Source organism: Curtobacterium sp. MCBD17_026, from assembly GCF_003234895.2.
In the GTDB taxonomy this organism is placed as follows: Bacteria; Actinomycetota; Actinomycetes; order Actinomycetales; family Microbacteriaceae; genus Curtobacterium; species Curtobacterium flaccumfaciens.
The window spans coordinates 960,493-984,540 of the sequence record NZ_CP126281.1 but is presented as its reverse complement, the minus strand read 5'-3'; the positions used below and the strand labels follow the sequence as shown (position 1 = coordinate 984,540).

Here is a 24,048-nt window from a genome sequence, read left to right as displayed (position 1 = left end):
GCCCCGACGCGTTCGCGGTGAACGGTTCCGCGGCCGATCCGGCGAGCGGGCGGAATGCCCGGGTCAGCGCCGGAGCCCTCCGGGCATTTCGCCCGCTCGCGCAGCGGGTGTTCCGCCCCGACGCGTTGGCGGTGAACGGTTCCGCGGCCGATCCGGCGAGCGGGTGGAATGCCCGGGTCAGCGCCGGAGCCCTCCGGGCATTTCGCCCGCTCGCGGAACGCCCGCTCGCGGAACGCTCGCTCGCGAGACGCCCGCTCGGCCAGCGCCCGCTCGGCCAGCGCGGCCGGGCGATCGGGGGTCACGAGGCGCTCGTCGCGGTCGTCGTCGGGTCGGCCGGGGCGTACGTCACCGTGAGCCGTGCTCCCTCGCGCTCGACCGAGTCCGGCCGGAACGCCTGGGACATGGCGTCGAAGGTCCGAGTGACCCGGGCTGCCGAGGCGTCGTCACTCGTGTGCAGGACGACGGTGCGGAACGGCTGGCCGGTCTCCCCGGTGCGCGGGGTGAACCGGTCGACCCGCACGTCCTGGTCGGCGAGCACCTGTCCGAGCGCGATCATCGCCCGCGAGTCGACCTGTCCGGCGCGGAACTGCGACTTCGTGCCCTCGTCCGCACGCAGAGCCGGGTTCGAGGCGAGCTCGGTCCCCAGGGTCTTCCGTACGTCGGTGGCCCGGGTGATCGCGGTCTCGGCGGCACTGGCTCCCTCGGCGTGGATCCGGCGGACCTCGACCTGCTGGTCACCGGTGCCGAAGGTCGCGACGGCCGTGGAGTTCTCGATCGCCTGCCGCACGTCGGTGGACGAGTTGCCGCCGGTGCGCATGGAGTCCGTCGTGATGACGTAGTCCGAGTCCTTCCAACCGTTCGGGGACTGCCGTTCCACCGCTCCGTCGGTGTCGAGCTTGTAGTACCAGACGACGTTGTTCCGGGCGAAGCCGTCGTCCACGAGGTCGACCCACATGGCGTCGTCGACCAGCAGACGCGAGGACTTCGGCACGTTGTCGCCCACCCACTGCTCGGCCTGCTGCATGGGCAGGTCGAGGTTGCCGAGCAGGAAACCCCGCAGCTGCGTCCCCCACAGCGGCACCGCGACGACGAGCGCCGCAGCCGTCACGACGGCCCAGGTGATGCCGAGGCCGCGCCGTGCCCTCGGGCCGAACCGGCCCCGGATGTGGACTCGACCGGCGATCGTCAGGACGGCACGCTCGACGGTGTACGCGACGAGGAGCGCTGCGAACGGGATGAGCATGATGACGTAGGGCACCGGCAGGTACCCGTTCGGCCGGAACATCACCGCGAGCAGGAACACGAGCATCGCGGCGATCGGTCGGACCCGGCGCAGGAACAGCCCCACGACGGCCGCGGCCGAGCCGAGCACGATGAACACCGGGTCGAGCGCCCACCACTGCGCGGCGGCCTCGTTCGCCAGGCTGCCCCCGTCGAACACTGATCCGGAAGCGGTCCGCGACCCGAGCTGGTAGGTGACGCCTTCCCACAGGCTGACTCGCCCGTTGCCCGGCACGAGTTCACCCTTCACCGCGGCGAGCAGCAGGTACCCGCCGCCGATCAGCACGAGCACGGCCCCGGCGACGCTGAGGGTGTACCGGCGGGTGCTCGTGTCGGCGCGACGTACGGCCATCCAGATCAGGAACGGCAGCGCGAGCAGGTAGGTCTCCTTGGACAGCACGGCGATGCCGAGGCACGCAGCGGCGCCGGCGAACCCGGCGAGCTGCTGGCGACGGCTCAGCACGAGGACGAACGCGGCGAGCAGCCACGGCGTCGCGACGTTGTCGATGTACACCGTGCGGTGGTACTGCAGCGCGAGCGGTGACAGCGCGAAGACGAGTCCGGCCGCGGCTGCCGTGATCCGTCCGGCGCCGAGACGTCGGGCCAGGACGAACAGCAGGATGCTCGAGACGGCGGAGAAGAACACCATGGCCTCGCGCCCGGCCTCCACCGCGAAGGGGTACCGCGCGAACGCCCCGGTCAACCCGGTGTACCCGGCGATCTGGATCCATCCGAGCGGCGGGTGGTCGTACCAGTACGTGTAGTGGGTGAGCTCGCCGAGGTTCGTGATCGCCCACGCCTGTGCGGTGTAGGTCCCCTCGTCGTCGATGCGCTGCGGTGTGCCCGACATGTTCCAGGCCTGGATGAGCACGGTCACCGCGACGACGGGCAGCAACCACGTCAGGCTGGCTGCGTGCCGGCGGAACCACGCCCCGACACCGGCCCGGTGTGCGGTGGTGCCACCACGGATCGGGATGCCCGTGGTGTCGGTGATGCTGGCGGTCATCGGGTGCCTCCCGTGGTGGTGCCGGCGAACTCACGGTCGGACGAGGCTGCGCCCGATCCGGCACCCGCGGACGACGCTGCGCCCGATCCGGCACCCGCGGACGACGCTGCGCCCGATCCGGCACCCGCGGACGACGCTGCGCCCGATCCGTCCAGGTCCGAGGCGAAGCCGACCACCTGTCCGCTGCGGTGCTGGCCGGTGTGCTCGGTCTTCTCCCACCCGTTCTGGCCCTTGGCGTGCCGGACGACTGCCCGGACCGCCGCGGCGGCGAGGAACACCTGGTACGGCACCAGGCCGAGCACGAGCCGCACGTAGTCGCGGAGCCGGACCTTCTCGCCGTACAGGCGGCCGAACTCGTTCAGCCCGACGATCTCCACGGCGAGCAGCATGAGCGTCGGTGCCACCGGCACGAACGACACGAGGGCGATCGCCGTCGGCACCTTGACGAACAGGATCATCAGGACGCTCAGCGGGATGAGCAGCCCGGTGGCCGCCTGGATGAACGGCATCGTGAGCATGTAGCGGGCGAAGAACCGCTGCCGGAACGACGGCAGCTTCTTCCACTCCCCCTTGCCCAACACCTGCAGGAAGCCCTGGTTCCACCGCGTGCGCTGCTTGAGCAGCGAGGCGAAGGTCGGCGGGGTCTCCTCGCGGGTGACGGCCTCGGGACTGTAGGCGACGACGACCTTCGCCCCGTCGGCGGAGAGTCGCACGCCGAGTTCGCAGTCCTCGGCGAGGCAGTGCGCGTCCCAGCCGTTCGACCACTCCAGGCGGGAGCGCGTCACGAAGACGGTGTTGCCCCCGAGCGGGATGAACTTGGACCCGGCGTGGAAGTGCAGGCGCGAGCGGAACCAGAAGTAGTACTCCAGGACGTTCCGGAGCGACCACCAGCTCGACTTGAAGTTCATCAGCTGGACGCCGCCCTGCACCACGTCGGCGTCGGTCTCCTGGAACCGCGAGTCGACGAGGGAGAGCAGCCGCGGGTAGACCTCGTCCTCGGCGTCGAACACCCCGACGATGTCGCCCGTCGCGTGCTGGAGCGCCAGGTTCATCGCCTTCGGCTTGTTCTTCGGCAGGGTGTCGTCCACCACGACCTTGATCAGGGAGGGGTGCCGAGCCGCCGCAGCACGCACGACGGCGTCGGTCTCCGGGTCGTCCTCCCCGACGATCGCGATGATCTCGAAGTCGGGGTGGTCCTGGGTCGCGAGCATGTCGAGCGTCTGCCCCATCACGTCCTGCTCGTGCCGACCGGGCACCAGGAGCGTGAACCGGTGCGCCGCCGGTCGCGGGGTCTGGCTGAAGCTGGTGGACTTCAGCGCGTCCCGGGAGCGCCAGGCGTGCAGCATCCACCAGAGGGTGGTCAACGCGATGATCGTGAGCAGCACGGACAGGGCGATGAGGGTCGAGTAGCCGAGCCACTCGCCCAGCGACCAGGCGGCCTGTGGGAGCTGCCCCGAGTCTCCCGTCGGCACGTCCGTGGTCCCGCGGTTCGGGACGTCCCCCGTCGTCCCGGTGTCGTCGTCGGGTCGGAGCAGCGGCCCTGCGGCCGTCAGCAACACGGCTGAGATGGTCATTCGGGGAACCCCTTCGGACGTGTGTCGGTGGACCGGAAGACGAGGGCCTTGTACGCGGCGAACCGGAACGCGGTGCCGAGGACGAGGCCGACGCCGTTGCCGGCGACGTTGTCGGCGAGGGTGGACGTGAAGCCGAGGACGTAGTGCGAGACGAACAGGCAGGCGGCGGCGATGCCGAGGCCGACGAGGTTCGTGGCTGCGAAGAGCAACCCCTCGCGGACGGTCGCGCGGCGGCCGGTCTGGCGCTGGGCACGGAAGGTGATGAAGCGGTTGCCGATCCACGCGACCGAGGTCGCCACGACGGCCGACACGATCTTCGCGGCGATGGGACCGTCCGGCATGACGGTGGCGCGGAGCAGGTTGTAGACGCCCAGGTCGATGACGAAGCAGACGGCACCGATGGTGCCGAACGACGCGAGTTGCCTCGCGGTGGCGAGCAGGCGCGGGATCGTGCCGGGGCGCACGGTCCGCACCGCACCGGTGTCGGGTGACACCAGAACGGGGGTATCGGTTCGGGTCATGCCCCCGATTCGGGGGGCTTCCCCGGGTGGTTTGGGTGGGGTACGCGCTTTGCCAGGCGCCTGCCAGAGGCGCGACACATGCCGTTCATGTTGACCATCCGTCAGCTGCGGTGGGCAGAGGCGCGCGGACGACGGACGGGAGGCCCGGTGCCAGCTGGCACCGGGCCTCCCGTCCGTCGGTCGGTTGCGTCTACGCGGGGCGCGACGACGGGGACACGTTCTTGGACGCGTCCCGTTCCGGGATGTCGCCGAGTGCCTCGTCGATCGCCGCGAGGGCGTCCGCGTCGAGCTTCACGCCGGCGGCCTTGACGTTGTCGGTGACCTGCTGCGGACGCGAGGCGCCGACGATCGCCGAGGCGACGTTCTCGTTCTGCAGGGTCCACGCAATGGCGAGCTGCGCCAGCGTGAGGCCGGCCTGGTCGGCGACGGGCTGCAGGCGCTGCACGGCTTCGAGGACCTCGTCGCGCATGAACCGCTTGATCATGTCCGCGCCGCCCTTCTCGTCCGTGGCACGCGAACCCTCGGGCAGGGGCTGACCCGGCTTGTACTTGCCGGTCAGGACGCCCTGCGCGATGGGCGACCAGACGATCTGCGACAGGCCGAGCTGCTTCGAAGCGGGGACGACCTCGCCCTCGATGACCCGCCACAGCATCGAGTACTGCGGCTGGTTCGAGATGAGCTGGAAGCCGAGCTCCTTGGCCAGTGCGGCACCGGCACGGATCTGCTCGGCCGACCACTCGCTGACGCCGATGTAGAGGGCCTTGCCCTGGCGGACGACGTCGGCGAAGGCCTGCATCGTCTCTTCGAGGGGGGTCTCGTAGTCGTAGCGGTGTGCCTGGTAGAGGTCGACGTAGTCGGTCTGCAGTCGCTCGAGCGAGCCGTCGATCGACTCCATGATGTGCTTGCGGCTGAGACCGACGTCGTTGTGCCCCTTCGGGCCGGTCGGCCAGTAGACCTTCGTGAAGACCTCGAGGGACTGGCGCCGCTCGCCCTTGAGCGCCTCACCGAGGACGGTCTCGGCGGCGGTGTTGGCGTACGTGTCCGCGGTGTCGAACGTGGTGATGCCGGCGTCGAGCGCTGCCCGCACGCACTGGGTGGCGACGTCGTTCTCGACCTGCGAGCCGTGCGTCAGCCAGTTGCCGTAGGTGATCTCGGAGATCTTGAGTCCGGAGTTGCCCAGGTACCTGAATTCCATGGTCCCGACGCTACTGGAGTGAGCGCGCACGTGAGGGGTCCCGCGAGTGCCTGTCGGGGTGGGGGTGCGGGCGCGGGGTGGGGGCGCGGGGCAGGGGCGCGTGAGCGGGCGAAATGCCAGAGTGCTCCCGACGGCACACCCGGACATGTCGCCCGCTCGCCCGCTCGCCTGCTCGCCTCGGGCGCGACCCCGGCGGCGGCTTCCGCGCAGCGGGTCCCGAGCAGCGGGTCCCGAGCTGTCGGCGAGCGGGCCGCGCGAACGGGCGAAACACCGCCGTTCGGTCAGGCGGCAAGCACGGCGTTTCGCCCGCTCGCGGAAGCAACCGTCCCTCCACAGCGGCGAGAGCGGGCCAGCCGTCCACAAAGGAGGCCCGACTCCCGTCCGCAAGACCGGCTCGCCGTCACGCTGTGGAGATGACCGCGAGACGGCGACTCCCGATGGCACTCCGCGACGCTTCGTTCCGAGTACGCGATGCGCTGCACCGCGGCGTTTCGCGTGGCCGACTCGACGCTCGCGATCTCATCCGCCCGTTCCACGGCATCCGATCAGCGTTCCCACCGGAGTCCGTGGATGACCGTGCGAGAGCACTCGCTCCTCGGCTCCGCCCCGATCAGGTGTTCAGCCATGTCACTGCAGCAGCGATCATCGGCGTCCCGCTGCCCCGTCGCCTCGAACGCGACCAGCGGTTGCACGTCACGACGATCGGGACCGACCAAGCGCTCCGGGTTCGCGGCGCGGTCGGCCACCGGGCCCGGTACGGGTCAGTCCGCGCGACGATCGCACGAGGAGTGCCACTGACCACTCCGGCCGATACGTTCGTCGCACTGGGCTCGATGCTGACACTCGACGAACTCATCGTCGCGGGCGATGCGCTCGTGGGGTGGCTCGGCTGGACGACACTCGACGAACTCGCCCAGGCCGTCCGACGACGACGCGGCATCCGCGGCATCGTGAAGCTCCGCCTCGCGCTCGATGAGATCCGGAGGGGATCTCGGTCTCCCGGAGAAACCCGGACACGGCTGGCACTCGTCCGCCGCGGACTCCCGGAACCGGCGCTCAACCACGATGTCGTCGTCGACGGGCGGTGGATCGCATGTGTGGACCTCGCCTACCCCGATGCCAGGGTCGCGATCAAGTACGAGAGCGATCTGCACCGCACCGATCCAGCCAGCTTCCGAAAGGACCTCACGCGCGGCGAGCACCTCAAGGACGTCGACTGGTGGCTCGTCAGAGCAACAGCAGACGACCTCGATCACGGGGTCGAGCGTTTCGTGCACCGCATCCGTCGGCTGCTCGAAGCCGGCGCCAGAGGAGCCCACGACACGCGGTTTGCGACACTTGGGTGAACAATGGTTGACGCTTCAACCAAAACCGTGCACACTGTCGTAGTATCAACTCGATGCAGGCGCATGGAATGCGTCGCACCGCAGACTCTCGTTCGGAAGAAGGACCACCATGACGCTCACCGCTGACACCGTTCCCGGCTACAAGACCGGCACCTGGAAGATCGACCCGACCCACTCCGAGGTCACCTTCTCGGTCCGCCACCTCGCCATCAGCAAGGTCAAGGGCAAGTTCGAGACCTTCGACGCCACCGTCGTCACCGCCGAGAACCCGCTCGAGTCGACCGTCGAGGCCAACATCGACGTCGCGTCGATCAACACCGGCCAGGAGCAGCGCGACCAGCACCTCAAGACGAGCGACTTCTTCCTGACCGAGGAGCACCCGCAGCTGACCTTCCGTTCCACGAGCATCGAGGCGAAGGGCGACGACCTGCACATCGCGGGCGACCTGACCCTGCGCGGCGTCACCAAGCCGGTCGTCCTCAAGGCCGAGCTCGGCGGGTTCACCACGGACGGCTACGGCCAGGTCAAGTTCGGCGCCGAGGCAACCACGAAGATCGACCGCACCGAGTTCGGTGTGAACTGGAACGCGGCGCTCGAGGCCGGCGGCTTCACGCTCGGCAACGACGTCACGATCAACCTCGACGTTCAGTTCGTCCTCCAGGCAGCCTGAGCCACCTCTGACTCGACGCCTGACTGAGGGCACCGAGCGGCACTCCCCGAACCCGAGAAGAACGCCCCGACTCCGCACGGAGTCGGGGCGTTCTCCGTTGCCCGCGCCGGTCCCCCGACCACGAGCGGGCGAAATACCCCGGAGCTTCGTCCTGGTTCGTCAGGCATTCCGCCCGCTCGCCGATGCCGGCACCGAAGTCGACACCGATCCTCGCAATCACGCCCACCCCCACGCCCACGCCACGAGCGGGCGAAACACCAGGCCGGTCCCCGTGGCGCGCCGGACATTTCGCCCGCTCGCCCAAGGACTTGAGCGGAGGGTGCGAGCGACCCCGGCCGAGATCGGAAGCGCGGCCGAGCGGGCGGAATGCCCGGGACACGGCGGCGACAAGTGCGGCATTTCGCCCGCTCGCGCAAGAAGGCACGAGGAAGCGCAGGGCAGGGGCAGAGGCAGGGCGCGAGGAAGCGCAAAGGCAGGGGCAGGGCAGGGGGCAGGGGGGCAGGGGGCAGGGGGAGGGGGCAGGGGCAGCGCAGGCGCAGGGGCAGGCGCAGGCGCAGGGGGCAGGGGGCAGGGGCAGCGCAGGGGCAAGGGCAGAGGCAGAGGCAAGGGCAAGGGAGACAGCGGGAACGAGCGGAAGAGCGACGGCCACGCGCCGCCCCCGCGTAACGTTGGCCTGTACGACAGCAGCGAGGGGAATCCGCACTCCGGACCCCGAGTTGCACCGAGAGCACACGCCCGCACGACGAACAGGAGCACCACCATGGCCACCGACTGGATCGCGATGCAGGCCCTCGCGGCAGCCGAGTTCGGCCGCCGCGTCGCCGCCGTCACCGACTGGGACGCCCCCACCCCCGACTCCGAGTGGACCACCCGCGACCTCGTCGCCCACGTCGTCGACGAGCAGCGCTGGATCCCGAAGCTCCTGACCGGGTGCGACTACGCCCAGGCCCAGGCCGACCTCGAGCCGATCGGCGACGACCTGGTGGCCGAGTGGCACCGTTTCGCCACCGCCGCGACCGACGCCTGGCGGAACGCCCCGCAGGACACCCCCGTGCACCTCAGCACCGACGTCGTGCCCGCCGCGCAGTACCTCACCGAGCAGACGAGCGACATCACGATCCACACGTGGGACCTCGCCCGGGCGACCGGCGCCGAGGAGTCCCTGCCCGACGAGCTCGTCCGCGCCGTGTGGGAGTACTTCGAGCCGCAGATCGAGGACCTCGCCGCCACCGGCCTCTACGCACCCCCGGTCGACGTCACCGAGGACTCCCCGCTCCAGGTCCGCCTGCTGGCCGTCACAGGCCGCGATGCCAGAGTGACTGCATGACCACCGACACGAAGCGCCTCGGCAACTCGGGGCTCGAGATCAGCAGCGTCGTCCTCGGCATGATGTCGTACGGCGACCCGGACCGGGGCTCACACGCCTGGAGCGTCGGCATCGACGAGGCCCGCCCGTTCGTCCGCCGCGCGTTCGAGGCCGGCATCACGACCTTCGACACCGCGAACGTCTACTCGGACGGCAGCAGCGAGGAGATCACCGGCACGCTCCTGGCCGAGCTGGCTCCGCGCGAGGACGTCCAGGTCTTCACGAAGGTCTTCAACCGGATGCGTCCCGGCCGGAACGGAGCCGGGCTGTCCCGCGCGGCGATCATGCACGAGATCGACGCCTCCCTGACCCGGCTGGGCACGGACTACGTCGACCTGTACCAGATCCACCGCTTCGACCCGGTGACGCCGGTCGAGGAGACCATGGAGGCCCTGCACGACGTCGTGAAGGCCGGCAAGGCGCGCTACATCGGCGCGAGCAGCATGTGGACGTGGCAGTTCGCCGAGATGCAGCACACCGCGGAACGCCACGGCTGGACGAAGTTCGTCAGCATGCAGGACCAGTACAACCTGCTCGAACGCGAGGAGGAGCGCGAGATGCTCCCCTTCTGCGAGCACACCGGCGTCGGCGTGATCCCGTGGAGCCCCCTCGCCCGCGGCCGCGTCACCCGCCCCTGGGACGCCTCCGGGTCGGGTTCCCGTGCGCAGACCGACGAGTTCGGCAAGACCCTCTACAAGCAGGACGAGGACGCCAACCGTGCGATCGTCGACGCGGTCGAGGCCGTCGCCACCGAGCGCGGCGTCCCGATGGCGCAGGTCGCCCTGGCCTGGGTCGCTGGCAAGTCCGCGGTCTCCGCGCCCATCGTCGGCGCGACGAAGGAGCACCACATCGACGACGCGGTGGCCGCAGCGTCGCTGACGCTCACCGACGACGAGGTCACGCGACTCGAGTCCACCTACACGCCCCGGGTGCCGTCGGGTTTCTGACGCCCCCACGAGCGGACGGGAGGCACGGTGCCAGCTGGCACCGTGCCTCCCGTCCGTCAGGTTGTCGCGGTGACCGCCGTGGTCAGGCGACCGCGCTGCCGTCAGCGCGCTGCAGCCGCGCGATGCGCCGCCGCGCGGCCCGTTCGGAACCGGTCTGGTCGTCGAGCACCGCGCCGATCCCGTCGAGCACGAGCTTCGTGGTCCGCACGACCGGCAGCTCCACCGGGCCGACGACCGGCGCTCGGAGTCCGAGCAGCGACCGGTGCCGCGGGTCGAGCGTGGACACGGCACCCTGGAACACCGCCCGGTAGCCGGGGCGCAGCAGGCGGGACAGCGGCGGGTCCTTGATGAACCGGACGACGTCCCGGGTGCGCGAGTCCACCAGGAGTTCGCCGCGGTCCAGGTACCCGTTCATCTGGGCACGGAGCTCCGCCTCGGACTCGGGCGGGTCGACGATGCGCATGAGGCGCCCGGCCTCCGCCCACTCGCGGACGTAGGCGTCGGCGCCCCCGGGGATCGGGCCGCCCCAGCGCTGGGCGGCGCGGAGGAACGCGTCGGTGAAGGCGAGGTGTACCCAGCGCGCCAGGTCCGGGTCGTTGGCCGCGTAGGGGCGGGTCGTGCCGTGCGCGTCGACGTACTGCCCACGGACCCGCTCGTGCAGGCGGAGCACCCAGTCGCTGCCGCTGCGGGCGGTCTGCCGGTCGCCGTACGTGACGGTGGCGATCCACCGGCTGGTGCCCGCGAGGCGACCGAACGGGTCCTCGCGGTACCGGGAGTGGTCGGCGACACCGGCGAGCGCGCCGGGGTGCAGCGCCTGGACGAGCAGTGCCCGCACGCCGGCGACGATGCCGTGGCTGCCGCCGTGCACCGCCCACGTGGCGGAGCCCGGACCGAAGAAGCCCGCGTCGGTTCCGTGTTCCAGGTCGTCCATCCAGGCTTCCGTCCCGGTCGAACCGCCCGTGAACGTCTGGTTGAGGCGGGACCGGAAGACGTCGGAGACAGCGGACATGTCGTCATGTTCCGTCCGTCACCTGGGCGTGGGGGTGACATCGCGCAATGTGGCCCTCCCAGCGTGCACGGGGGTCGCCCACTAGGTTGGGTCGGGTGAGCATCGACACGCCTCGTCCCTGGCTTGCCTCGTACGCCCCGGGGGTCCCGCACGACATCGAGGAACAGAGTGGTTCCCTGTACGACCTGGTCGAGCAGTCGGCCCGGAAGTTCCCCGGGCAGGTCGCCCTCGAGTTCTTCAAGCGCACGACGAGCTACGCCGACCTCGAGGAGCAGATCCTCCGCGCGGCGAACGGCCTGCGGAAGCTCGGCGTGGGAGCGGGTGACCGCGTCGCCATCGTCCTGCCGAACTGCCCGCAGCACATCGTGGCGTTCTACGCGGTGCTGCGGCTCGGTGCCATCGTGGTCGAACACAACCCGCTGTACACGCCACGCGAGCTCCGTCACCAGTTCGAGGACCACGGGGCCAAGGTCGCCATCGCGTGGGACAAGTCCGTCGCGACGCTGCAGGACTTCCCGGCCGACGTGCACCTCGACGCGATCGTCTCGGTGGACATCACCCGTGCCATGCCCCGGAGCACCCGGCTCGCCCTGGCCCTGCCGGTCGCGAAGGCCCGCGAGTCCCGCGCGAAGCTGACGGCGAAGGTGCGTGGCACGGTCAAGTGGGACGACCTCGCCGACACCCGCAAGCTGTCGAAGCGGCACCCGCGCCCGGCCACCGACGACGTGGCGCTGATCCAGTACACGTCCGGCACCACCGGGACGCCGAAGGGTGCGGTCCTGAGCCACCGGAACCTGCTGGCGAACGCCGCCCAGGCCCGCGCGTGGGTGCCGCAGATCCGCCGCGGCGACAACGTCGTGTACGCGGTGCTGCCGATGTTCCACGCCTACGGCCTGACGCTCTGCCTGACCTTCGCGATGAGCATGGCCTCGCGGCTCGTGCTCTTCCCCGCGTTCGACCCGGCGCTCGTCCTGACCGCCATCAAGCGCCACCCGCCGACGTTCCTGCCGGCCGTGCCGCCGATCTACGCCCGGCTGCAGCACGCGGCCGACTCGGCGAAGGTGTCGCTCAAGGGCATCGAGATCGGCATCTCCGGCGCCATGCCGCTGTCGCAGGACATCGTCGAGCCGTGGGAAGCCCGGACCGACGGCTACCTGGTCGAGGGGTACGGCCTGTCCGAGTGCTCCCCGGTCCTGATGGCCAACCCGGTCTCCCCCGAGCGTCGACTCGGATCGATCGGCCTGCCGCTGGCCTCCACCGAGGCGCGCGTGGTCGACCCCGACGACGACACGAAGGTGCTCGGCATCGACGAGCCCGGCGAACTGCAGGTCCGTGGCCCGCAGGTGTTCCGCGGCTACTGGGGCAAGGCCGAGGCCACCGACGAGGTCTTCACCGCCGACGGCTGGTTCCGCACCGGCGACATCGTGGCCATCGACGCCGACGGGTACGTCCGGATCGTCGACCGCCTCAAGGAACTCATCATCACCGGCGGCTTCAACGTGTCGCCGTCCGAGGTCGAGGACACCCTGCTGAAGCACCCAAGCGTCAAGGAGGTCGCGGTCGTCGGCATCACGCAGGGCGGCAACGAGCAGGTCGTCGCCGCGGTCGTGCCCAAGGACCCCGCGACGTTCGACGGGGCCGCGCTCCGGGCCTGGTCGCGCGAGCACCTGGCGGCGTACAAGGTGCCGCGCCGGGTCGTCGTGGTCGAGGACCTGCCGCGTTCGATGATCGGCAAGGTGCTGCGGCGGAAGGTGCGGGACCAGATCCTGGAGGGCTGACGGGCGGCCTCGGGGCGGCGCCGGTCCGGCCGATGCGCGGGTACCGCCGCTGGTCAGGTCGCGCGCCGCGCGGGCAGCGCCAGCACGGACAGCCCGGCCACCACCAGCACGATGCCGGCCCATCCGCCGAGCCCCAGGCGCTCCCCCACCACGAGCACCGCCAGCACCGCGGCCACGACGGGCTCGAGCAGGGACAGCAGCGTCGCGACCGACGCCGTCACCGTCCGGAGCCCGAGCGCGTACAGCGAGTGGCCGATCACCGTCGGCACCAGCGCCAGGTACAGGAACACCGGCCAGTTGCCGGCGTCGGTAAGGAACGGCCCGCCCGCCGCCACGGCGAGCACGACGAGCGGCACCGCGGCCACCCCGAACACCGCGCCGACGAGCCCGCGTTCGTTCGGCCCGCGGGCAGCCCGTGCGGCGGCGACCCCGACGTCCCCGCCGACGCGCATGCTGTCGGACTCCGCGCGACCGACGGCGATCGGCATCCGGCTCGTCGCGGCGTGCATCCCCCGCGCCACCGCCCACGAGTACAGCGCGTACGTCAGACCGGCGACCAGGGCGCTGCCGACGCCGACCGCGAGTGACCGCCCGCCGCCGTCGTGCTCGGAGCGCGCGAGGGTGACGACGACCATGCCGACCAGGCTCACCAGGGTGGCGAGGACCCACCGGCGGGTGACGGGTCTGCGGTCGGCGACCCACTCGACCAGCCCGGCGAAGACGGGCGACGAGCCGATGGCCAGGGTCGTGCCGAGCGCGACCCCGGCGTCGGCGAGGGCCGCGTAGAAGGCGACCGCGTAGACCACGAGTGAAGCGGCACCGAGCAGTGCCCAGCCGCGGGTCCGGCGCTGCGTGACGGCACGCAGCGTGCCCCGGCCCGCGGTCGCGGCGAGCACGAGGCCGCCGAGCCCGAAGGTGACCGCACCGAACACGAACGCCGGCACACCGGGCGCGAAGTGCGTCGCGGTCCCGGTGGTGCCCCACACCGCCGCGGCGACCGCGATCGCGGCCAGGCCGCCGACGGGCCTGGAGGCACGCCCCGCGCCCGGTGTGCGGCTCACGAGACGTGGACGCTCGGCCGTCGGTTGACCTCGGGTTCCGCTTCGCGCAGGACTTCGCGCGTCACCGGGGCGACGTCGCCGGCGCCGGTGAACACGAAGCGCAGGGCGTTCCGGATCGGGCTGCCCTCGTTCCACTCGAAGTAGATGCTCGGCACCACCCCGGCGATGTCGCGGATGGCGAGGAGCGTCGACGCGATGGTGTTCGGGACGTTGCCGGAACGGACCTTGAGCACGCGGAACCCGTGGATGACGTGGCCTTCGACCACCAGGTCCTCTTCGAAGTCGGAGGAGTCGGCGGGCAGGACCTCGAGGAACATCGTCGGCACGCGGGCCGGGATGCCGGAGTCGCGGCGTTCCTCGCGCCCCTTCGCCCGGTACGCCTCGGCCGTGCCGGCACCGGGTTCGTTCGCGATGATGCAGACCGAACTGAACTGGTCGGCATCGGCCTCGACGAACTGCCGGGCGGTCGCGTCGAGCTCGATCGACGACGCTCGGAGCTCGAACGAACGCCGCACGCGCGAGACGAGCGACACCACGACGATCGCGATGATGAAGATCGCGGCGATCCGGACGCCGTCGGGCCGCTCGATGACGTTGGCGACCGTGGTGTAGACGAACACGACCGAGATCACACCGAACGCGATGGTGCGCTTGCGCTGCTGCTTGCGGCGCGCGGACAGCGTCACCGCGACCGCGGCACTCGTGATGAGCACCAGCACGCCGGTGGCGTAGGCGCCGCCCTGGGCGTCGACGTCGGCCTGGAAGATGATCGTGATGACGAACGCGATGAGCGTGAAGATGATCACGAGGGGACGCACCGCACGCGCCCACTGCGGCGCCATGCCGTAGCGGGGCAGGAACCGCGGCACCAGGTTGAGGAGCCCCGCCATCGCGCTCGCGCCCGCGAACCACAGGATGGCGACGGTCGAGAAGTCGTAGATCGACCCGAAGACCCCGCCCATGTACTCGTGCGCCAGGTACGCCAGGGCACGCCCGTTCGCACCACCGCCCGGCTGGAACTCGTGCTGCGGGATGAGGAACGTCGTCACGATCGACGACGTGATGAGGAACGAGCTCATGATGAGCGCCGCGACGGTCAGCAGTCGCTTGGTGCCGCGGATCCGACCCTCGGGTCGGTCGCTGGTGTCGTCGCTGGCGTCGCCGCGGACCTGCGGCATCACCGCGACGCCGGTCTCGAAGCCGGAGAGCCCGAGCGCGAGCTTCGGGAACACGATCAGGGCGATGCCGACCATCACGAGCGGGTTGCTGTGCTGTGCCGTCAGCCCGGACCACCAGTCGCTCGCCACCATCGGGTTCTCGAACACGTGCCAGAGCGAGACCATGATGACGACGGCGTTCAGGGCGAGGAACACCGCGACGAGGCCGACCGCGATGCCGATGGCCTCCTTGAACCCGCGCAGGAACACGATGCCGAGCAGGAGCAGCAGCGCCAGGGTGAGCGGCACCGGGATCTCGGTGAACCAGTGCGGCGTGTACGGGTTCTCGGCGATGTGCGCCGTGGCGTCAGCCGCCGAAAGGGTCATCGTGATCATGAAGTCCGTCACGGCGAACCCGAGCAACACCAGCACGAGGAGCTTGCCCGCCCACCACGGCAGGAGCTTCTCGAGCATCATGATCGACCCGGCGCCCCGGAAGCTGTCGTGGGCGATCCGGCGGTAGACCGGCAGCGCCCCGAACAGCGTGACGAGCACGAGGACGATCGTCGCGATCGGCGACAGCAGACCCGCGGCGAGCGCGGCGATGGCGGGTTGGTACCCGAGGGTGGAGAAGTAGTCGACGCCGGTCAGGCACATGACCCGCCACCACGGGTGGGTCTTCTCGACCTCGACCTGGTGCGGGCCCTGGTGGGAGGCACCCTGGTCGGCCCCGTGCAGCATCCACCGGCGCAGGCGGGTGCTGCGGTCGAGGGGCTGCTCGGTGGCGTCGCGCTGGGCGGCCCGCTCGGCGTCTGTCGCGGTCACGTGGATGATGCTAAGCCGTCCGGGTGACCCCCGTGCACACCCGGACAGCCCTGTGCACCGAGCGGTCCGACTAGCGCTGTGTGCGGGACAGGGCCGCCACGATCCCCGCCACGACCAGCAGCACACCGGCGGCGATGCAGGCGGCCAACAGCAGGGTCGTGGTGTCCACTGAGAACATCGGCAGCGCACTCACGGCCATCGCTCCGGCGAACACCAGGAGCAGCACGCCCCAGAGGATCGTGCCGAAGCGTGCGCCACCGCGTCGGGGCCGGCAGGCGGGCCCGTCCGGGGCCACCGGGGAGGCCACCGGTGCCGTCGCCTCGTCGTTCGTCGTGCCGTCGTTCGTCGGGTTGTCGTTGGTCGTGCTGTCCGTCGTCATCGTCCCGCTCCTCACTCGCCGACCGTGAACGCCCGCGGCACCTCGACGCCACCGCCGAGTACCCACAGGTGCACCGTCGTCGTCTCGTCCGCATCGGCCGTGCGTGCCGCCCGGTTCTCGAGCGTGGTGGTCCGGAGCACCCCGCCGGCGCCGTCGTCGTCGCCTCCGCCGGTGTCGATCCCGTAGCCGACACCGCTCACCTCGACCCGCACCGGCAGGTCGGTCGGCAGCAGCACCTCGGCTCCGCCGGCACCCAACCACAGGTGCACGTCGCCCCCGACCGCCGACGGCTCGAGTCCGCGGAGGTCCAGCGTGGGACCGCCGGCCAGCATCGCGAAGTCCCGTTCGGTCCCCGACGCGGCGCGTTCGACCTGCCACGTGGTGCCGCCGATGAGCGAGACCTGGGTGCCGGCGGGCAGGACCCCGGTGACCACCAGGGCCACCGCGGCGACCGTCGAGAACAGTCCGAGCACGCCGTCGTCACGGCCGCGGATCCCGGCGACGATCGTCGCGACCGCCAGCACCGCGAGCGCGGCCGCGATCCCGAGGACCGGGACGGACCACCCGACCTGCTGCGCCCAGACCGCCACACCGGCTCCGGCGACGAGCGCGAGTCCGAGGGACACCGCCACGTACGCCGCCCCGGGGCGTCGCTCCGACCGCACGGCACGCCACTCGGCCGTCCGCTCCCGTTCCGCGCGCAGCCGCTCCTCGTTCCGCCGTCGCCGGTCCTCGGGGCTCGCCGGCACGTCCCACTGCCAGGAGGCCCGTCCCGCGTCCGTCGCACCGGTCGCCTCCGCGGTCCACGCGGCTCGTGCCGGGCGCGGCCGGTCGGGGCTGGTCCAGAAGTCGCCCCGCGGTGCAGCGGTCGGGTCGGTGCCGGTGCTCGTGGTCCGGTCGCCGTCCACCCCGCGTCGGGCCAGGACCACGATGAGCCACACGATCCCGCCGACGAGCACGATGCTCCAAGCCGTGGCCAGGGTCGCCTCGAGCCACCCGGGCATCCCCCAGGCGTCCGGGACCCCCTGCCACCAGAGACCCCGGGCCGCGGGCACGAAGGTCAGTGCCGCGAGCGCGCCGATCGCGATGAGCGCCGGGTCGAGGACCCCGCGGATCATCCGTTCGACGTGGATGCGTCCGGCGGTGTCGGGCAGCAGCGCCCAGCCGACGGCGTAGGCGAGGAAGACCGGCCCGCCCAGCAGCGCGACGACGATCGTCACGCCGCGGACCACGAGGGGGTCGAGCCCGGTGCGGCGGGCGACGGCACCGCACACGCCGGCGAGCCAGCGGTCGTCGGTGCGCGCGATGCCGAGGCCGCGGACCCAGTCGAAGAACCGGGTCGTCGAGTCGGCGCTGCCGGCGGCGGCGCCGGGAGCGGAGTCGTGCTGGTGATCGGTCATGGCCACCAGCATCCCGGCAGTGCTGCGCCGACACCATCGGGGTTCCCCCTGACCGGTCCCTGATCCCGGCCCCGGACCCTGCTGCGACCGCCGTCCGGGTGCCAGGATTGCCCCATGGCCACCGCGACGATGACGCGCCCGACCCCCAGGGTCGTCGGCGGGGTCTGCAGCGGGTTCGCAGCGCACACCGGGCTGCCGGTCGGGGCCGTCCGACTCGCCACCGTGGTCCTGGTGGTCTGCGGCGGCGCCGGGCTGCTGCTCTACGCCTGGCTCTGGGCGACCGTGCCGAGCGCTGCCGCCGGGGCAACCGCCGGGAGCGCACCGCTCAAGTCCGTGCTGACTCCTGCCGCCGACGTCGACCAGGACGAGGCCACCGCGTCCGCCCGGCGCGCCCCGGTCGTCGAGATCCTGCTCGGCGTGGCCCTGCTCGTGGCCGCCGGCGCCGTCGTCGCGGCACGGATGGGCGCGGCGGTCCCCCTCGAGGTCGTCGTGCCCGCCGTCGTGGTCGTCACCGGCGCCGCACTCGCCTGGCGGCAGTTCGACGCGCTCCGCAACGTCCGCACCGCCGGGTCGTCCGCCCTGGTCGTCCGGGCGCTCGGAGCCCTGGTGCTCGTCGTCCTCGGCATCCTGTTGTTCTTCACGACGAGCAGCCGCCCGAACGTCTGGACGGTCCTCACCGCCGCGGTGGCCGTCCTGGTCGGGGTCGCGGTCGTCGTCGCCCCGTGGGTGGTCCGACTCGTCCGCGACCTCGCCGAGGAACGCGCCGCCCGCGTCCGCGACCTCGAGCGGGCCGAGTTCGCGGCGCACCTGCACGACTCGGTGCTGCAGACCCTCGCCCTCATCCAGCAGAAGGCCGAGCCGGGTTCGGACGCGGCGCGGTTGGCGCGGGCGCAGGAGCGCGAGCTACGGTCCTGGCTCTTCACCGAGCAGGCGGAACCGGCGCGCGACCTCGGCACGCAGCTGCGGGACGCGGCCGTGGACATCGAGGCCGAGTACCCCGCCCGCATCGAGGTCATCGCGGTCGGACCCGCCCGCAGCGACCTGCCGGACGGGCTCGTCGCCGCCGCCCGCGAGGCGATGCTCAACGCCGCCCGGCACGCCGGCGGGACCGTGAGCGTGTACGCCGAGACCGCCGGCGACCGGGTCGAGCTCAGCATCCGTGACCGCGGCCCGGGCTTCGACGTCGACTCGGTGCCGGCGGGCCGGTACGGCGTCCGCGAGTCGATCATCGGCCGGATGCAGCGCCTCGGCGGCCACGCGACCATCGCGCCGGGGCCGGGCCGCACCGGCACCGAGGTCCGGCTGACCCTGCCGCTCGCACCCGCGGCCCACGACGAGGAGCACGCATGACCGAGCCCGCCCCGTTGACGCTCGCGATCGTCGACGACCACTCCATCTTCCGAGCCGGCGTGCGCGCCGGGCTGCCACCGGGCCTCCAGGTCGTGGGTGAGGCGGCGACCGTCGACGAAGCCGTGACGCTCGTCGCGGCCACGCGCCCGCGCGTCGTCCTGCTCGACGTGCACCTGCCGGGCGGCGCCGGCGGCGGCGGCGCCGAGGTGATCACGCGGTCGGCACCGGAGAACCCGGACACCCGGTTCCTCGCGTTGAGCGTGTCGGACGCCGCCGACGACGTGGTGCGGGTCATCCGCGCCGGCGCCCGCGGGTACATCACGAAGAGCTCGTCGAGTGCCGAGGTCGCCGAGGCCGTGGCCCGTGTGGCGGACGGGGACGCGGTGTTCTCGCCGCGCCTGGCCGGCTTCGTGCTCGACGCCTTCGGAGCGGTCAGCGGCGAGACGGCGCAGCACGACGCCGAGCTGGACCGCCTGTCTGCCCGCGAGCAGGAGGTCATGCGGCTCATCGCGCGTGGGTACGCCTACAAGGAGGTCGCGACGGAGCTGTTCATCTCGGTGATGACCGTCGAGACACACGTGTCGAAGGTCCTGCGGAAGCTCCAGCTGTCGAACCGGCACGAGCTGACCGCGTGGGCGCTGCAGCGCAAGCTGCTCTGAGCGCCCACGCCGGCCTCACTTCGCGCTGATGCGGGTGTATTTGTTGACCGCCCACGGGACGAACACCACGAGCATCACGGCGATGCCGATCAGCACCGTCAGCACGGGGTGCTGCATCGTCCAGATGTCCGGCACCGGCGCGGATCCGACGTTGCCGAACAGCTCCCGCGCGGCCTGCACGAGCGACGACACCGGGTTCCACTCCGCGAACACGCGCAGCACCAGCGGCAGGGTGTCGCTCGGCACGAACGCGTTCGAGATGAACGTCAGCGGGAACAGGATCATGAACGAGGCGTTGTTGATGACCTCGGGCGTCTTGACGCTCATGCCGAGCAGCGCCATGACCCAGCTGAACGCGTAGCTGAACAGCAGCAGCAGGGCGATGCCGGCCAGGAACTCGAGCGGCGACGAGTTCACCCGCCACCCGACCGCCAGGCCGGTGAGCATCATGATCGCCATCGAGATCGAGTTGAGGACGAGGTCGGAGTTGGTGCGCCCGACCAGTACCGCGGACGCCGACATCGGCAGCGTGCGGAACCGGTCGATCAGCCCTTCCTTCAGGTCCTGCGCCATCGCCGACCCGGAGAACGTCGCACCGAACACCACGGTCTGCGCGAAGATCCCCGCCATCAGGAACTGCGTGTAGTCGGTGCCCTGCACCTGGATGGCGCCGCCGTACACCTGGCTGAACAGCAACACGAACATGATCGGCTGCAGCACGGCGAACACGAGCATGTCCGGCGACCGCTTGAGCTTGATGAGGTTCCGCTTGGTGACGGTCCAGCCGTCCTCGACCCAGACGGCGAGCGGCGAGGTGACGACGACGGGCAGCTGGCGGCCCGGCGCGAGGGACGTGGTGGTCATCGTGCCGTCTCCTTCTGCTTGGTGGCCGCGGGTTCGTCGGCGGCGTCGTCCGTCGCCGCGTGTCCGGTCAGGCGGAGGAAGACGTCGTCGAGGGTCGGGCGTCGCATGCCGGCGTCGTGGAGCTCGATGCCGGCCTCGCCCAGGTCGGCGAGCACGCGCTGCAGGGCTGCCGGACCGGCCTCCACCGCGATGGCACGGGTGCGGCCGTCGCCCGAGGCCTCGACCTCGCCGACCCCGTAGCGGAGCAGCACCGTGGTCGCCGCGTCGCCGTCGGCCTCGTCGACCAGGGTCACGACCACCCGGTGCCCGCCGACCTGCGCCTTGAGCTGGTCCGCGGTGCCCTCGGCGATGACCGCCCCGTCGTCGATGACCGCGATGTCGTCGGCGAGCCGGTCGGCTTCTTCCAGGTACTGGGTGGTGAGGAGCACCGTCGCGCCCTCGGCCACGAGGTCCTCGATGATGCCCCAGAGCGCCAGCCGGCTGCGGGGGTCGAGGCCCGTCGTCGGCTCGTCGAGGAACAGCACGCGCGGGTTCATCACCAGCGCCCCGGCGAGGTCGATGCGTCGCCGCATGCCGCCGGAGAAGCCCTTCACCGGACGGTCCCCCGCCTCGGACAGGTCGAAGACGTCGATGAGCTCGCGGGCACGATCGCGCGCCGTCCTGCGGCCCAGGTGGTAGAGCCGCCCGATCATCTCGAGGTTCTCGAACCCGGTCAGGTTCTCGTCGACCGCCGCGTACTGCCCGGACACCCCGATGGACCGCCGAGTGGCCTGCGGGTCGGCGATCACGTCGATGCCGTCGATCGTCGCGGTGCCCGAGTCCGGCGTGATGAGGGTGGTGAGCACCTTCACCACCGTGGTCTTGCCCGCGCCGTTCGGCCCGAGCAGTGCCTTCACGGTGCCCTGCGGCACCGACAGGTCGAGTCCGGCCAGCGCGTGCACCGGCCCGGACTTCGACTTGTAGGTCTTGGTCAGCCCGGAGGCTTCGATGATGGCCATGTCGCTCCTTCGTCAGACACGGTGGGTACCCGGGGGTCCGGCGGAGCGACGGACGTCACTCAGACGTCGAAGTCACCACCACCGAAGTCGCTGAAGCCACCGCCGAAGTCGGATCCGCTGTCGCCCCAGCCCGCATTGTCGAAGCCGCCGCCGTCGGATGCGCCGCCGTCGGACGCCCCGGCATCGCCGGATTCAGCACCAGTGTCCTCCGAACCACCGTCACCCGCAGCGTCGGTACCGCCATCGAACGATCCGGGGTCGGGCAGGAACGCGCTCATGATCGCCGAACCGATGACGTAGCCGGCCACCGTCCCGAGGATCGAGGCACCGATCATGCTGCCGAAGGACGGGCCGCCGCGCTGGCCGCCGAAGCGTCCGCCGCCACCGCCGACGCCGCCGAGCGAGCGCTCCATGAACCCCGGCTGGCGGATCTCGGAGCGGGTCGCCGACTGGGCGAGCGAGCGGGGGTCGTCGCCACGGGGCGCCTCACCGGGAGGCGCGGTCCGGGTGAACTCGTCGTAGACCATGCGGCGCTGCTCGTCGGTCAGCTTGGCGAAGGCCTCGGCGTGGACCTCTTCGATGCGCTCCGGCGGTGCCGTGCGGAGCAGGTAGCGGTAGCGCTCGACAGCACGCTCGTCGTCGGTCGTCGCGCCCTGCTGCTGCGTCGGTGCACCGCCCCACTGCGGGACGCCGTACTGGCCGCCCTGCTGTGCGGACGGTGCCGGCTGCTGGTAGGACTGCTGGCCGTACCGGTAGCCCTGCTGCTGCTGCGGCTGCCCCCACTGGTTCTGCTGTCCGTCAGCGGATCGGTCACGCTCCGGACGTCCGAGCAGGCGGTCGAGGAATCCCATGGTCGATGCTCCTTCGGGTGCACGGTGGGTCCGGTCGGACCCGTCGTGGACTGCAACACTACGAACCCCCGGCGTCGGATGACTGAGCGCCCGCTCAGAGTCGGCCGGGAGCGCCGCGGCTCACCCAGCAGCGAGCGCCGCCGTCCACACCGCGTGCAGCTCGTCCGCGGCCCCCGGGTGCGCCACGAGGAACGGCTCCCCCACGGGCGGGAAACCCTCCACGGGGCCGGACGGCGTCAGCACGACGCCCCCGGCCTCGTGCACGAGCAGCACCGCGGCGCCGTGGTCGACCGGGTCGAACGCCGAGACGCAGCCGCCGATCCCCCGCCCGGCCGCGACCTGGGCGATCGTCAACGTGCCCGATCCCTGGACCCGGAGCGTGCACGACCGGTCGGCCAGGGCGTCGAGGAACGCCCCGAACCCCGGCCACGGGCGGTGTCCGTCGAGCTCGGTGCCGACGACGGCGCCGGCGAGCGGCCGGGGTGTGTCGTCGAGTCGGAGCTGGCGGTCGCGCAGGGTGGCGCCCCGGCCACGTCGGGCCTCGAGCACCTCGCCGCGCCAGGGGTCCGCGACGACGCCGACGAGCGGACGGCCGCCACGGGTCAGACAGAGCGACATCGAGGTTGAGGGCACGCCGTTCGCCAGGTTGGTGGTGCCGTCGACCGGGTCGAGGAACCAGCGGTGCCGGTCGCCGGGGGCCTCGCCGTACTCCTCGCCGGTGAACCCGTGCGTCGGGAACACCATCCGCACGCGGGAGCGGACGTGCTGCTCCACCAGGCGGTCGACGTCGGTGACCAGGTCGGCGGGGTTCGCCTTGGTGTGGACCTCGCTGACCGGGTGTTCGCGCGTGTAGGCGATGACCTCGTGGGCGATGCGGTGGGCCAGGGCCTGGGCGCGCGAGGCGACCTCGGTCTCGGTGGGCTCGCGGTCGCGCTCGGGCCAGCCGTCGCGCTCGGCCGCCGACAGGGCCGCTCCGATGGACCCGACGTCGTTCGTGGTGATCGAGTCGACACCGAGCCGGGCTGCCCAGACGGCGGGCTCGACGTCGTCGATGGTCCAGACGGCGACGCGCAGGCCCAGGGCGTGCGCGACCTCGACGGTCTGCGGGGTGAGGAACGCGACGTCGAGGTTGAGCGTCGACGGGTCGAGCGCCTCGAGGTCCGCCGACACGGGCGGGTCGAGCGACTCCCACGCCAGCCAGACGTCGGCGTCGGGCAGCACGGAGCGGACCGTCGCCATCGCCGCCGGCGCCCCGCACCAGGCCACCGCGGTGGAGCCGGTGAATCCCGCGACGGTGCGGGCGGCGACCAGGGCGTCCTCGGCGTCGGTCAGGTCGACGAGCAGGGTCGACCGACACCCGTCGAGCCGTTCGAGCGCACCGTCGAGCCGCGGGATCCGGTCGAGGCCATTGCCGAGCCGGGCGACGTCGCACCAGTCTACGTCGGACACCCGGCGGGCGTCGCCCCACATCCGGCCGAGGGTCTCGTCGTGCAGCAAGACGGCGACGCCGTCGGCGGTGCGGCGGACGTCGACCTCGATCACCTCGGCGCCGAGCGCCTCGGCGACCGCGATGGCGGGCAGGGTGTTCTCACGCCGGACACGCGGTGCACCGCGATGGGCGACGAGGCGTGGCGGACGCACGCCGGGCCTCCCGTCCGGGCTGGCCGGGACCACCTGCGTGACGGGGACCGGCGGACTCGTCGTCATCCGCGCATGTTCCCGGACCAGGGCGAACCGCAGGTGACGCCCCCGTGAACGGTGAGAGCCGCAGCGCGGGCTGTGCCCGCGGGGTGCGAGGTTCCGCGCAGCGT

General features: G+C 71.7%; 20 protein-coding genes. 7 read left to right on the top strand and 13 right to left on the bottom strand.

What is annotated here, in order from left to right:
• Nucleotides 1-298: 298 nt before the first annotated feature.
• From DEI85_RS04665 to DEI85_RS04650, 4 genes are all read right to left on the bottom strand, one after another.
• Nucleotides 299-2,287 carry an ArnT family glycosyltransferase gene (locus DEI85_RS04665; protein WP_111124430.1) on the bottom strand — a complete coding sequence of 663 codons (1,989 nt, stop codon included), beginning with the start codon at nt 2,285-2,287 and terminating at the stop codon, nt 299-301.
• Nucleotides 2,284-3,861 (bottom strand): glycosyltransferase, encoded by a 1,578-nt coding sequence (locus DEI85_RS04660; protein ID WP_111124431.1) that lies wholly within the window; start codon nt 3,859-3,861, stop codon nt 2,284-2,286. Before DEI85_RS04660 ends, DEI85_RS04665 begins: the two co-directional genes overlap by 4 nt.
• On the bottom strand, nt 3,858-4,382 hold the full coding sequence (locus DEI85_RS04655; RefSeq protein WP_111124432.1) for a GtrA family protein: 525 nt from the start codon (nt 4,380-4,382) through the stop codon (nt 3,858-3,860). Before DEI85_RS04655 ends, DEI85_RS04660 begins: the two co-directional genes overlap by 4 nt.
• Nucleotides 4,383-4,572: 190 nt before the next feature.
• On the bottom strand, nt 4,573-5,577 hold the full coding sequence (locus tag DEI85_RS04650; RefSeq protein ID WP_071405490.1) for an aldo/keto reductase family protein: 1,005 nt from the start codon (nt 5,575-5,577) through the stop codon (nt 4,573-4,575).
• 437 nt (nt 5,578-6,014) lie between these two features.
• Between DEI85_RS04650 and DEI85_RS04645 the strand changes: the two genes are divergently transcribed.
• The 4 genes from DEI85_RS04645 to DEI85_RS04630 all read left to right on the top strand — a co-directional run bounded on the left by DEI85_RS04645 (nt 6,015) and on the right by DEI85_RS04630 (nt 9,906).
• Nucleotides 6,015-6,923, top strand: coding sequence for a hypothetical protein (locus DEI85_RS04645; RefSeq protein ID WP_146249034.1), 909 nt, complete (start codon nt 6,015-6,017; stop codon nt 6,921-6,923).
• A 109-nt stretch (nt 6,924-7,032) separates the two neighbouring features.
• Nucleotides 7,033-7,593 carry a YceI family protein gene (locus DEI85_RS04640; protein WP_027464630.1) on the top strand — a complete coding sequence of 187 codons (561 nt, stop codon included), beginning with the start codon at nt 7,033-7,035 and terminating at the stop codon, nt 7,591-7,593.
• Nucleotides 7,594-8,353: 760 nt separating this feature from the next.
• Nucleotides 8,354-8,920, top strand: a complete 567-nt coding sequence (locus DEI85_RS04635) for a TIGR03086 family metal-binding protein (RefSeq protein WP_071246600.1) — start codon at nt 8,354-8,356, stop codon at nt 8,918-8,920.
• Nucleotides 8,917-9,906, top strand: coding sequence for an aldo/keto reductase (locus tag DEI85_RS04630; RefSeq protein WP_111124223.1), 990 nt, complete (start codon nt 8,917-8,919; stop codon nt 9,904-9,906). The genes DEI85_RS04635 and DEI85_RS04630 overlap by 4 nt, the downstream gene beginning before the upstream one ends.
• Nucleotides 9,907-9,988: 82 nt before the next feature.
• Here DEI85_RS04630 and DEI85_RS04625 read toward each other — a convergent pair whose 3' ends face one another.
• Nucleotides 9,989-10,915 (bottom strand): oxygenase MpaB family protein, encoded by a 927-nt coding sequence (locus DEI85_RS04625; RefSeq protein WP_111090617.1) that lies wholly within the window; start codon nt 10,913-10,915, stop codon nt 9,989-9,991.
• 47 nt (nt 10,916-10,962) lie between these two features.
• On the opposite strand from DEI85_RS04625, the gene DEI85_RS04620 reads away from it, so the two are divergent.
• Nucleotides 10,963-12,693 (top strand): long-chain-fatty-acid--CoA ligase, encoded by a 1,731-nt coding sequence (locus DEI85_RS04620; RefSeq protein ID WP_258376401.1) that lies wholly within the window; start codon nt 10,963-10,965, stop codon nt 12,691-12,693.
• Nucleotides 12,694-12,746: 53 nt separating this feature from the next.
• Here the strand turns inward: DEI85_RS04620 and DEI85_RS04615 are convergent, their stop codons facing one another.
• The 4 genes from DEI85_RS04615 to DEI85_RS04600 all read right to left on the bottom strand — a co-directional run bounded on the left by DEI85_RS04615 (nt 12,747) and on the right by DEI85_RS04600 (nt 17,515).
• Entirely contained in the window at nt 12,747-13,754 is a 1,008-nt protein-coding gene (locus tag DEI85_RS04615) for a DMT family transporter (protein ID WP_111124221.1), read from the bottom strand.
• On the bottom strand, nt 13,751-15,652 hold the full coding sequence (locus tag DEI85_RS04610; RefSeq protein ID WP_258370021.1) for an APC family permease: 1,902 nt from the start codon (nt 15,650-15,652) through the stop codon (nt 13,751-13,753). Before DEI85_RS04610 ends, DEI85_RS04615 begins: the two co-directional genes overlap by 4 nt.
• Before the next feature lie 154 nt (nt 15,653-15,806).
• Nucleotides 15,807-16,115: a hypothetical protein gene (locus tag DEI85_RS04605; RefSeq protein ID WP_111090619.1), complete on the bottom strand. Its 309-nt coding sequence runs from the start codon at nt 16,113-16,115 to the stop codon at nt 15,807-15,809.
• 11 nt (nt 16,116-16,126) lie between these two features.
• Nucleotides 16,127-17,515, bottom strand: a complete 1,389-nt coding sequence (locus DEI85_RS04600; protein WP_181430109.1) for a PspC domain-containing protein — start codon at nt 17,513-17,515, stop codon at nt 16,127-16,129.
• Nucleotides 17,516-17,629: 114 nt separating this feature from the next.
• Between DEI85_RS04600 and DEI85_RS04595 the strand changes: the two genes are divergently transcribed.
• Both DEI85_RS04595 and DEI85_RS04590 read left to right on the top strand, forming a co-directional pair.
• Nucleotides 17,630-18,865: an ATP-binding protein gene (locus tag DEI85_RS04595; RefSeq protein WP_111090621.1), complete on the top strand. Its 1,236-nt coding sequence runs from the start codon at nt 17,630-17,632 to the stop codon at nt 18,863-18,865.
• The gene (locus DEI85_RS04590) at nt 18,862-19,524 is read left to right on the top strand and encodes a LuxR C-terminal-related transcriptional regulator (protein ID WP_111124220.1); all 663 of its coding nucleotides are present in this window, start codon (nt 18,862-18,864) and stop codon (nt 19,522-19,524) included. The genes DEI85_RS04595 and DEI85_RS04590 overlap by 4 nt, the downstream gene beginning before the upstream one ends.
• A 15-nt stretch (nt 19,525-19,539) precedes the next feature.
• Here DEI85_RS04590 and DEI85_RS04585 read toward each other — a convergent pair whose 3' ends face one another.
• The 4 genes from DEI85_RS04585 to DEI85_RS04570 all read right to left on the bottom strand — a co-directional run bounded on the left by DEI85_RS04585 (nt 19,540) and on the right by DEI85_RS04570 (nt 23,944).
• Complete coding sequence (locus DEI85_RS04585) at nt 19,540-20,388, bottom strand: ABC transporter permease (RefSeq protein ID WP_051596514.1); 849 nt, start codon at nt 20,386-20,388, stop codon at nt 19,540-19,542.
• A complete protein-coding gene (locus tag DEI85_RS04580; RefSeq protein WP_111090623.1) occupies nt 20,385-21,386 on the bottom strand; it encodes an ATP-binding cassette domain-containing protein in 1,002 nt (333 codons plus the stop codon). Before DEI85_RS04580 ends, DEI85_RS04585 begins: the two co-directional genes overlap by 4 nt.
• 59 nt (nt 21,387-21,445) lie before the next feature.
• The gene (locus DEI85_RS04575; protein ID WP_258370309.1) at nt 21,446-22,237 is read right to left on the bottom strand and encodes a hypothetical protein; all 792 of its coding nucleotides are present in this window, start codon (nt 22,235-22,237) and stop codon (nt 21,446-21,448) included.
• Between the two features lie 120 nt (nt 22,238-22,357).
• Entirely contained in the window at nt 22,358-23,944 is a 1,587-nt protein-coding gene (locus DEI85_RS04570) for an inositol monophosphatase family protein (RefSeq protein WP_181430110.1), read from the bottom strand.
• Between the last annotated feature and the right edge of the window lie 104 nt (nt 23,945-24,048).

Excerpts from the sequence above, each read along its gene's own strand:
- DEI85_RS04665 (WP_111124430.1), bottom strand. The coding sequence starts at position 2,287 with ATGACCGCCAGCATCACCGACACCACGGGCATCCCGATCCGTGGTGGC.
- DEI85_RS04660 (WP_111124431.1), bottom strand. The coding sequence starts at position 3,861 with ATGACCATCTCAGCCGTGTTGCTGACGGCCGCAGGGCCGCTGCTCCGA.
- DEI85_RS04655 (WP_111124432.1), bottom strand. The coding sequence starts at position 4,382 with ATGACCCGAACCGATACCCCCGTTCTGGTGTCACCCGACACCGGTGCG.
- DEI85_RS04650 (WP_071405490.1), bottom strand. The coding sequence starts at position 5,577 with ATGGAATTCAGGTACCTGGGCAACTCCGGACTCAAGATCTCCGAGATC.
- DEI85_RS04645 (WP_146249034.1), top strand. The coding sequence starts at position 6,015 with ATGGCACTCCGCGACGCTTCGTTCCGAGTACGCGATGCGCTGCACCGC.
- DEI85_RS04640 (WP_027464630.1), top strand. The coding sequence starts at position 7,033 with ATGACGCTCACCGCTGACACCGTTCCCGGCTACAAGACCGGCACCTGG.
- DEI85_RS04635 (WP_071246600.1), top strand. The coding sequence starts at position 8,354 with ATGGCCACCGACTGGATCGCGATGCAGGCCCTCGCGGCAGCCGAGTTC.
- DEI85_RS04630 (WP_111124223.1), top strand. The coding sequence starts at position 8,917 with ATGACCACCGACACGAAGCGCCTCGGCAACTCGGGGCTCGAGATCAGC.
- DEI85_RS04625 (WP_111090617.1), bottom strand. The coding sequence starts at position 10,915 with ATGTCCGCTGTCTCCGACGTCTTCCGGTCCCGCCTCAACCAGACGTTC.
- DEI85_RS04620 (WP_258376401.1), top strand. The coding sequence starts at position 10,963 with ATGTGGCCCTCCCAGCGTGCACGGGGGTCGCCCACTAGGTTGGGTCGG.
- DEI85_RS04610 (WP_258370021.1), bottom strand. The coding sequence starts at position 15,652 with ATGCTGCACGGGGCCGACCAGGGTGCCTCCCACCAGGGCCCGCACCAG.
- DEI85_RS04605 (WP_111090619.1), bottom strand. The coding sequence starts at position 16,115 with ATGACGACGGACAGCACGACCAACGACAACCCGACGAACGACGGCACG.
- DEI85_RS04600 (WP_181430109.1), bottom strand. The coding sequence starts at position 17,515 with ATGACCGATCACCAGCACGACTCCGCTCCCGGCGCCGCCGCCGGCAGC.
- DEI85_RS04595 (WP_111090621.1), top strand. The coding sequence starts at position 17,630 with ATGGCCACCGCGACGATGACGCGCCCGACCCCCAGGGTCGTCGGCGGG.
- DEI85_RS04590 (WP_111124220.1), top strand. The coding sequence starts at position 18,862 with ATGACCGAGCCCGCCCCGTTGACGCTCGCGATCGTCGACGACCACTCC.
- DEI85_RS04585 (WP_051596514.1), bottom strand. The coding sequence starts at position 20,388 with ATGACCACCACGTCCCTCGCGCCGGGCCGCCAGCTGCCCGTCGTCGTC.
- DEI85_RS04580 (WP_111090623.1), bottom strand. The coding sequence starts at position 21,386 with ATGGCCATCATCGAAGCCTCCGGGCTGACCAAGACCTACAAGTCGAAG.
- DEI85_RS04575 (WP_258370309.1), bottom strand. The coding sequence starts at position 22,237 with ATGGGATTCCTCGACCGCCTGCTCGGACGTCCGGAGCGTGACCGATCC.
- DEI85_RS04570 (WP_181430110.1), bottom strand. The coding sequence starts at position 23,944 with ATGACGACGAGTCCGCCGGTCCCCGTCACGCAGGTGGTCCCGGCCAGC.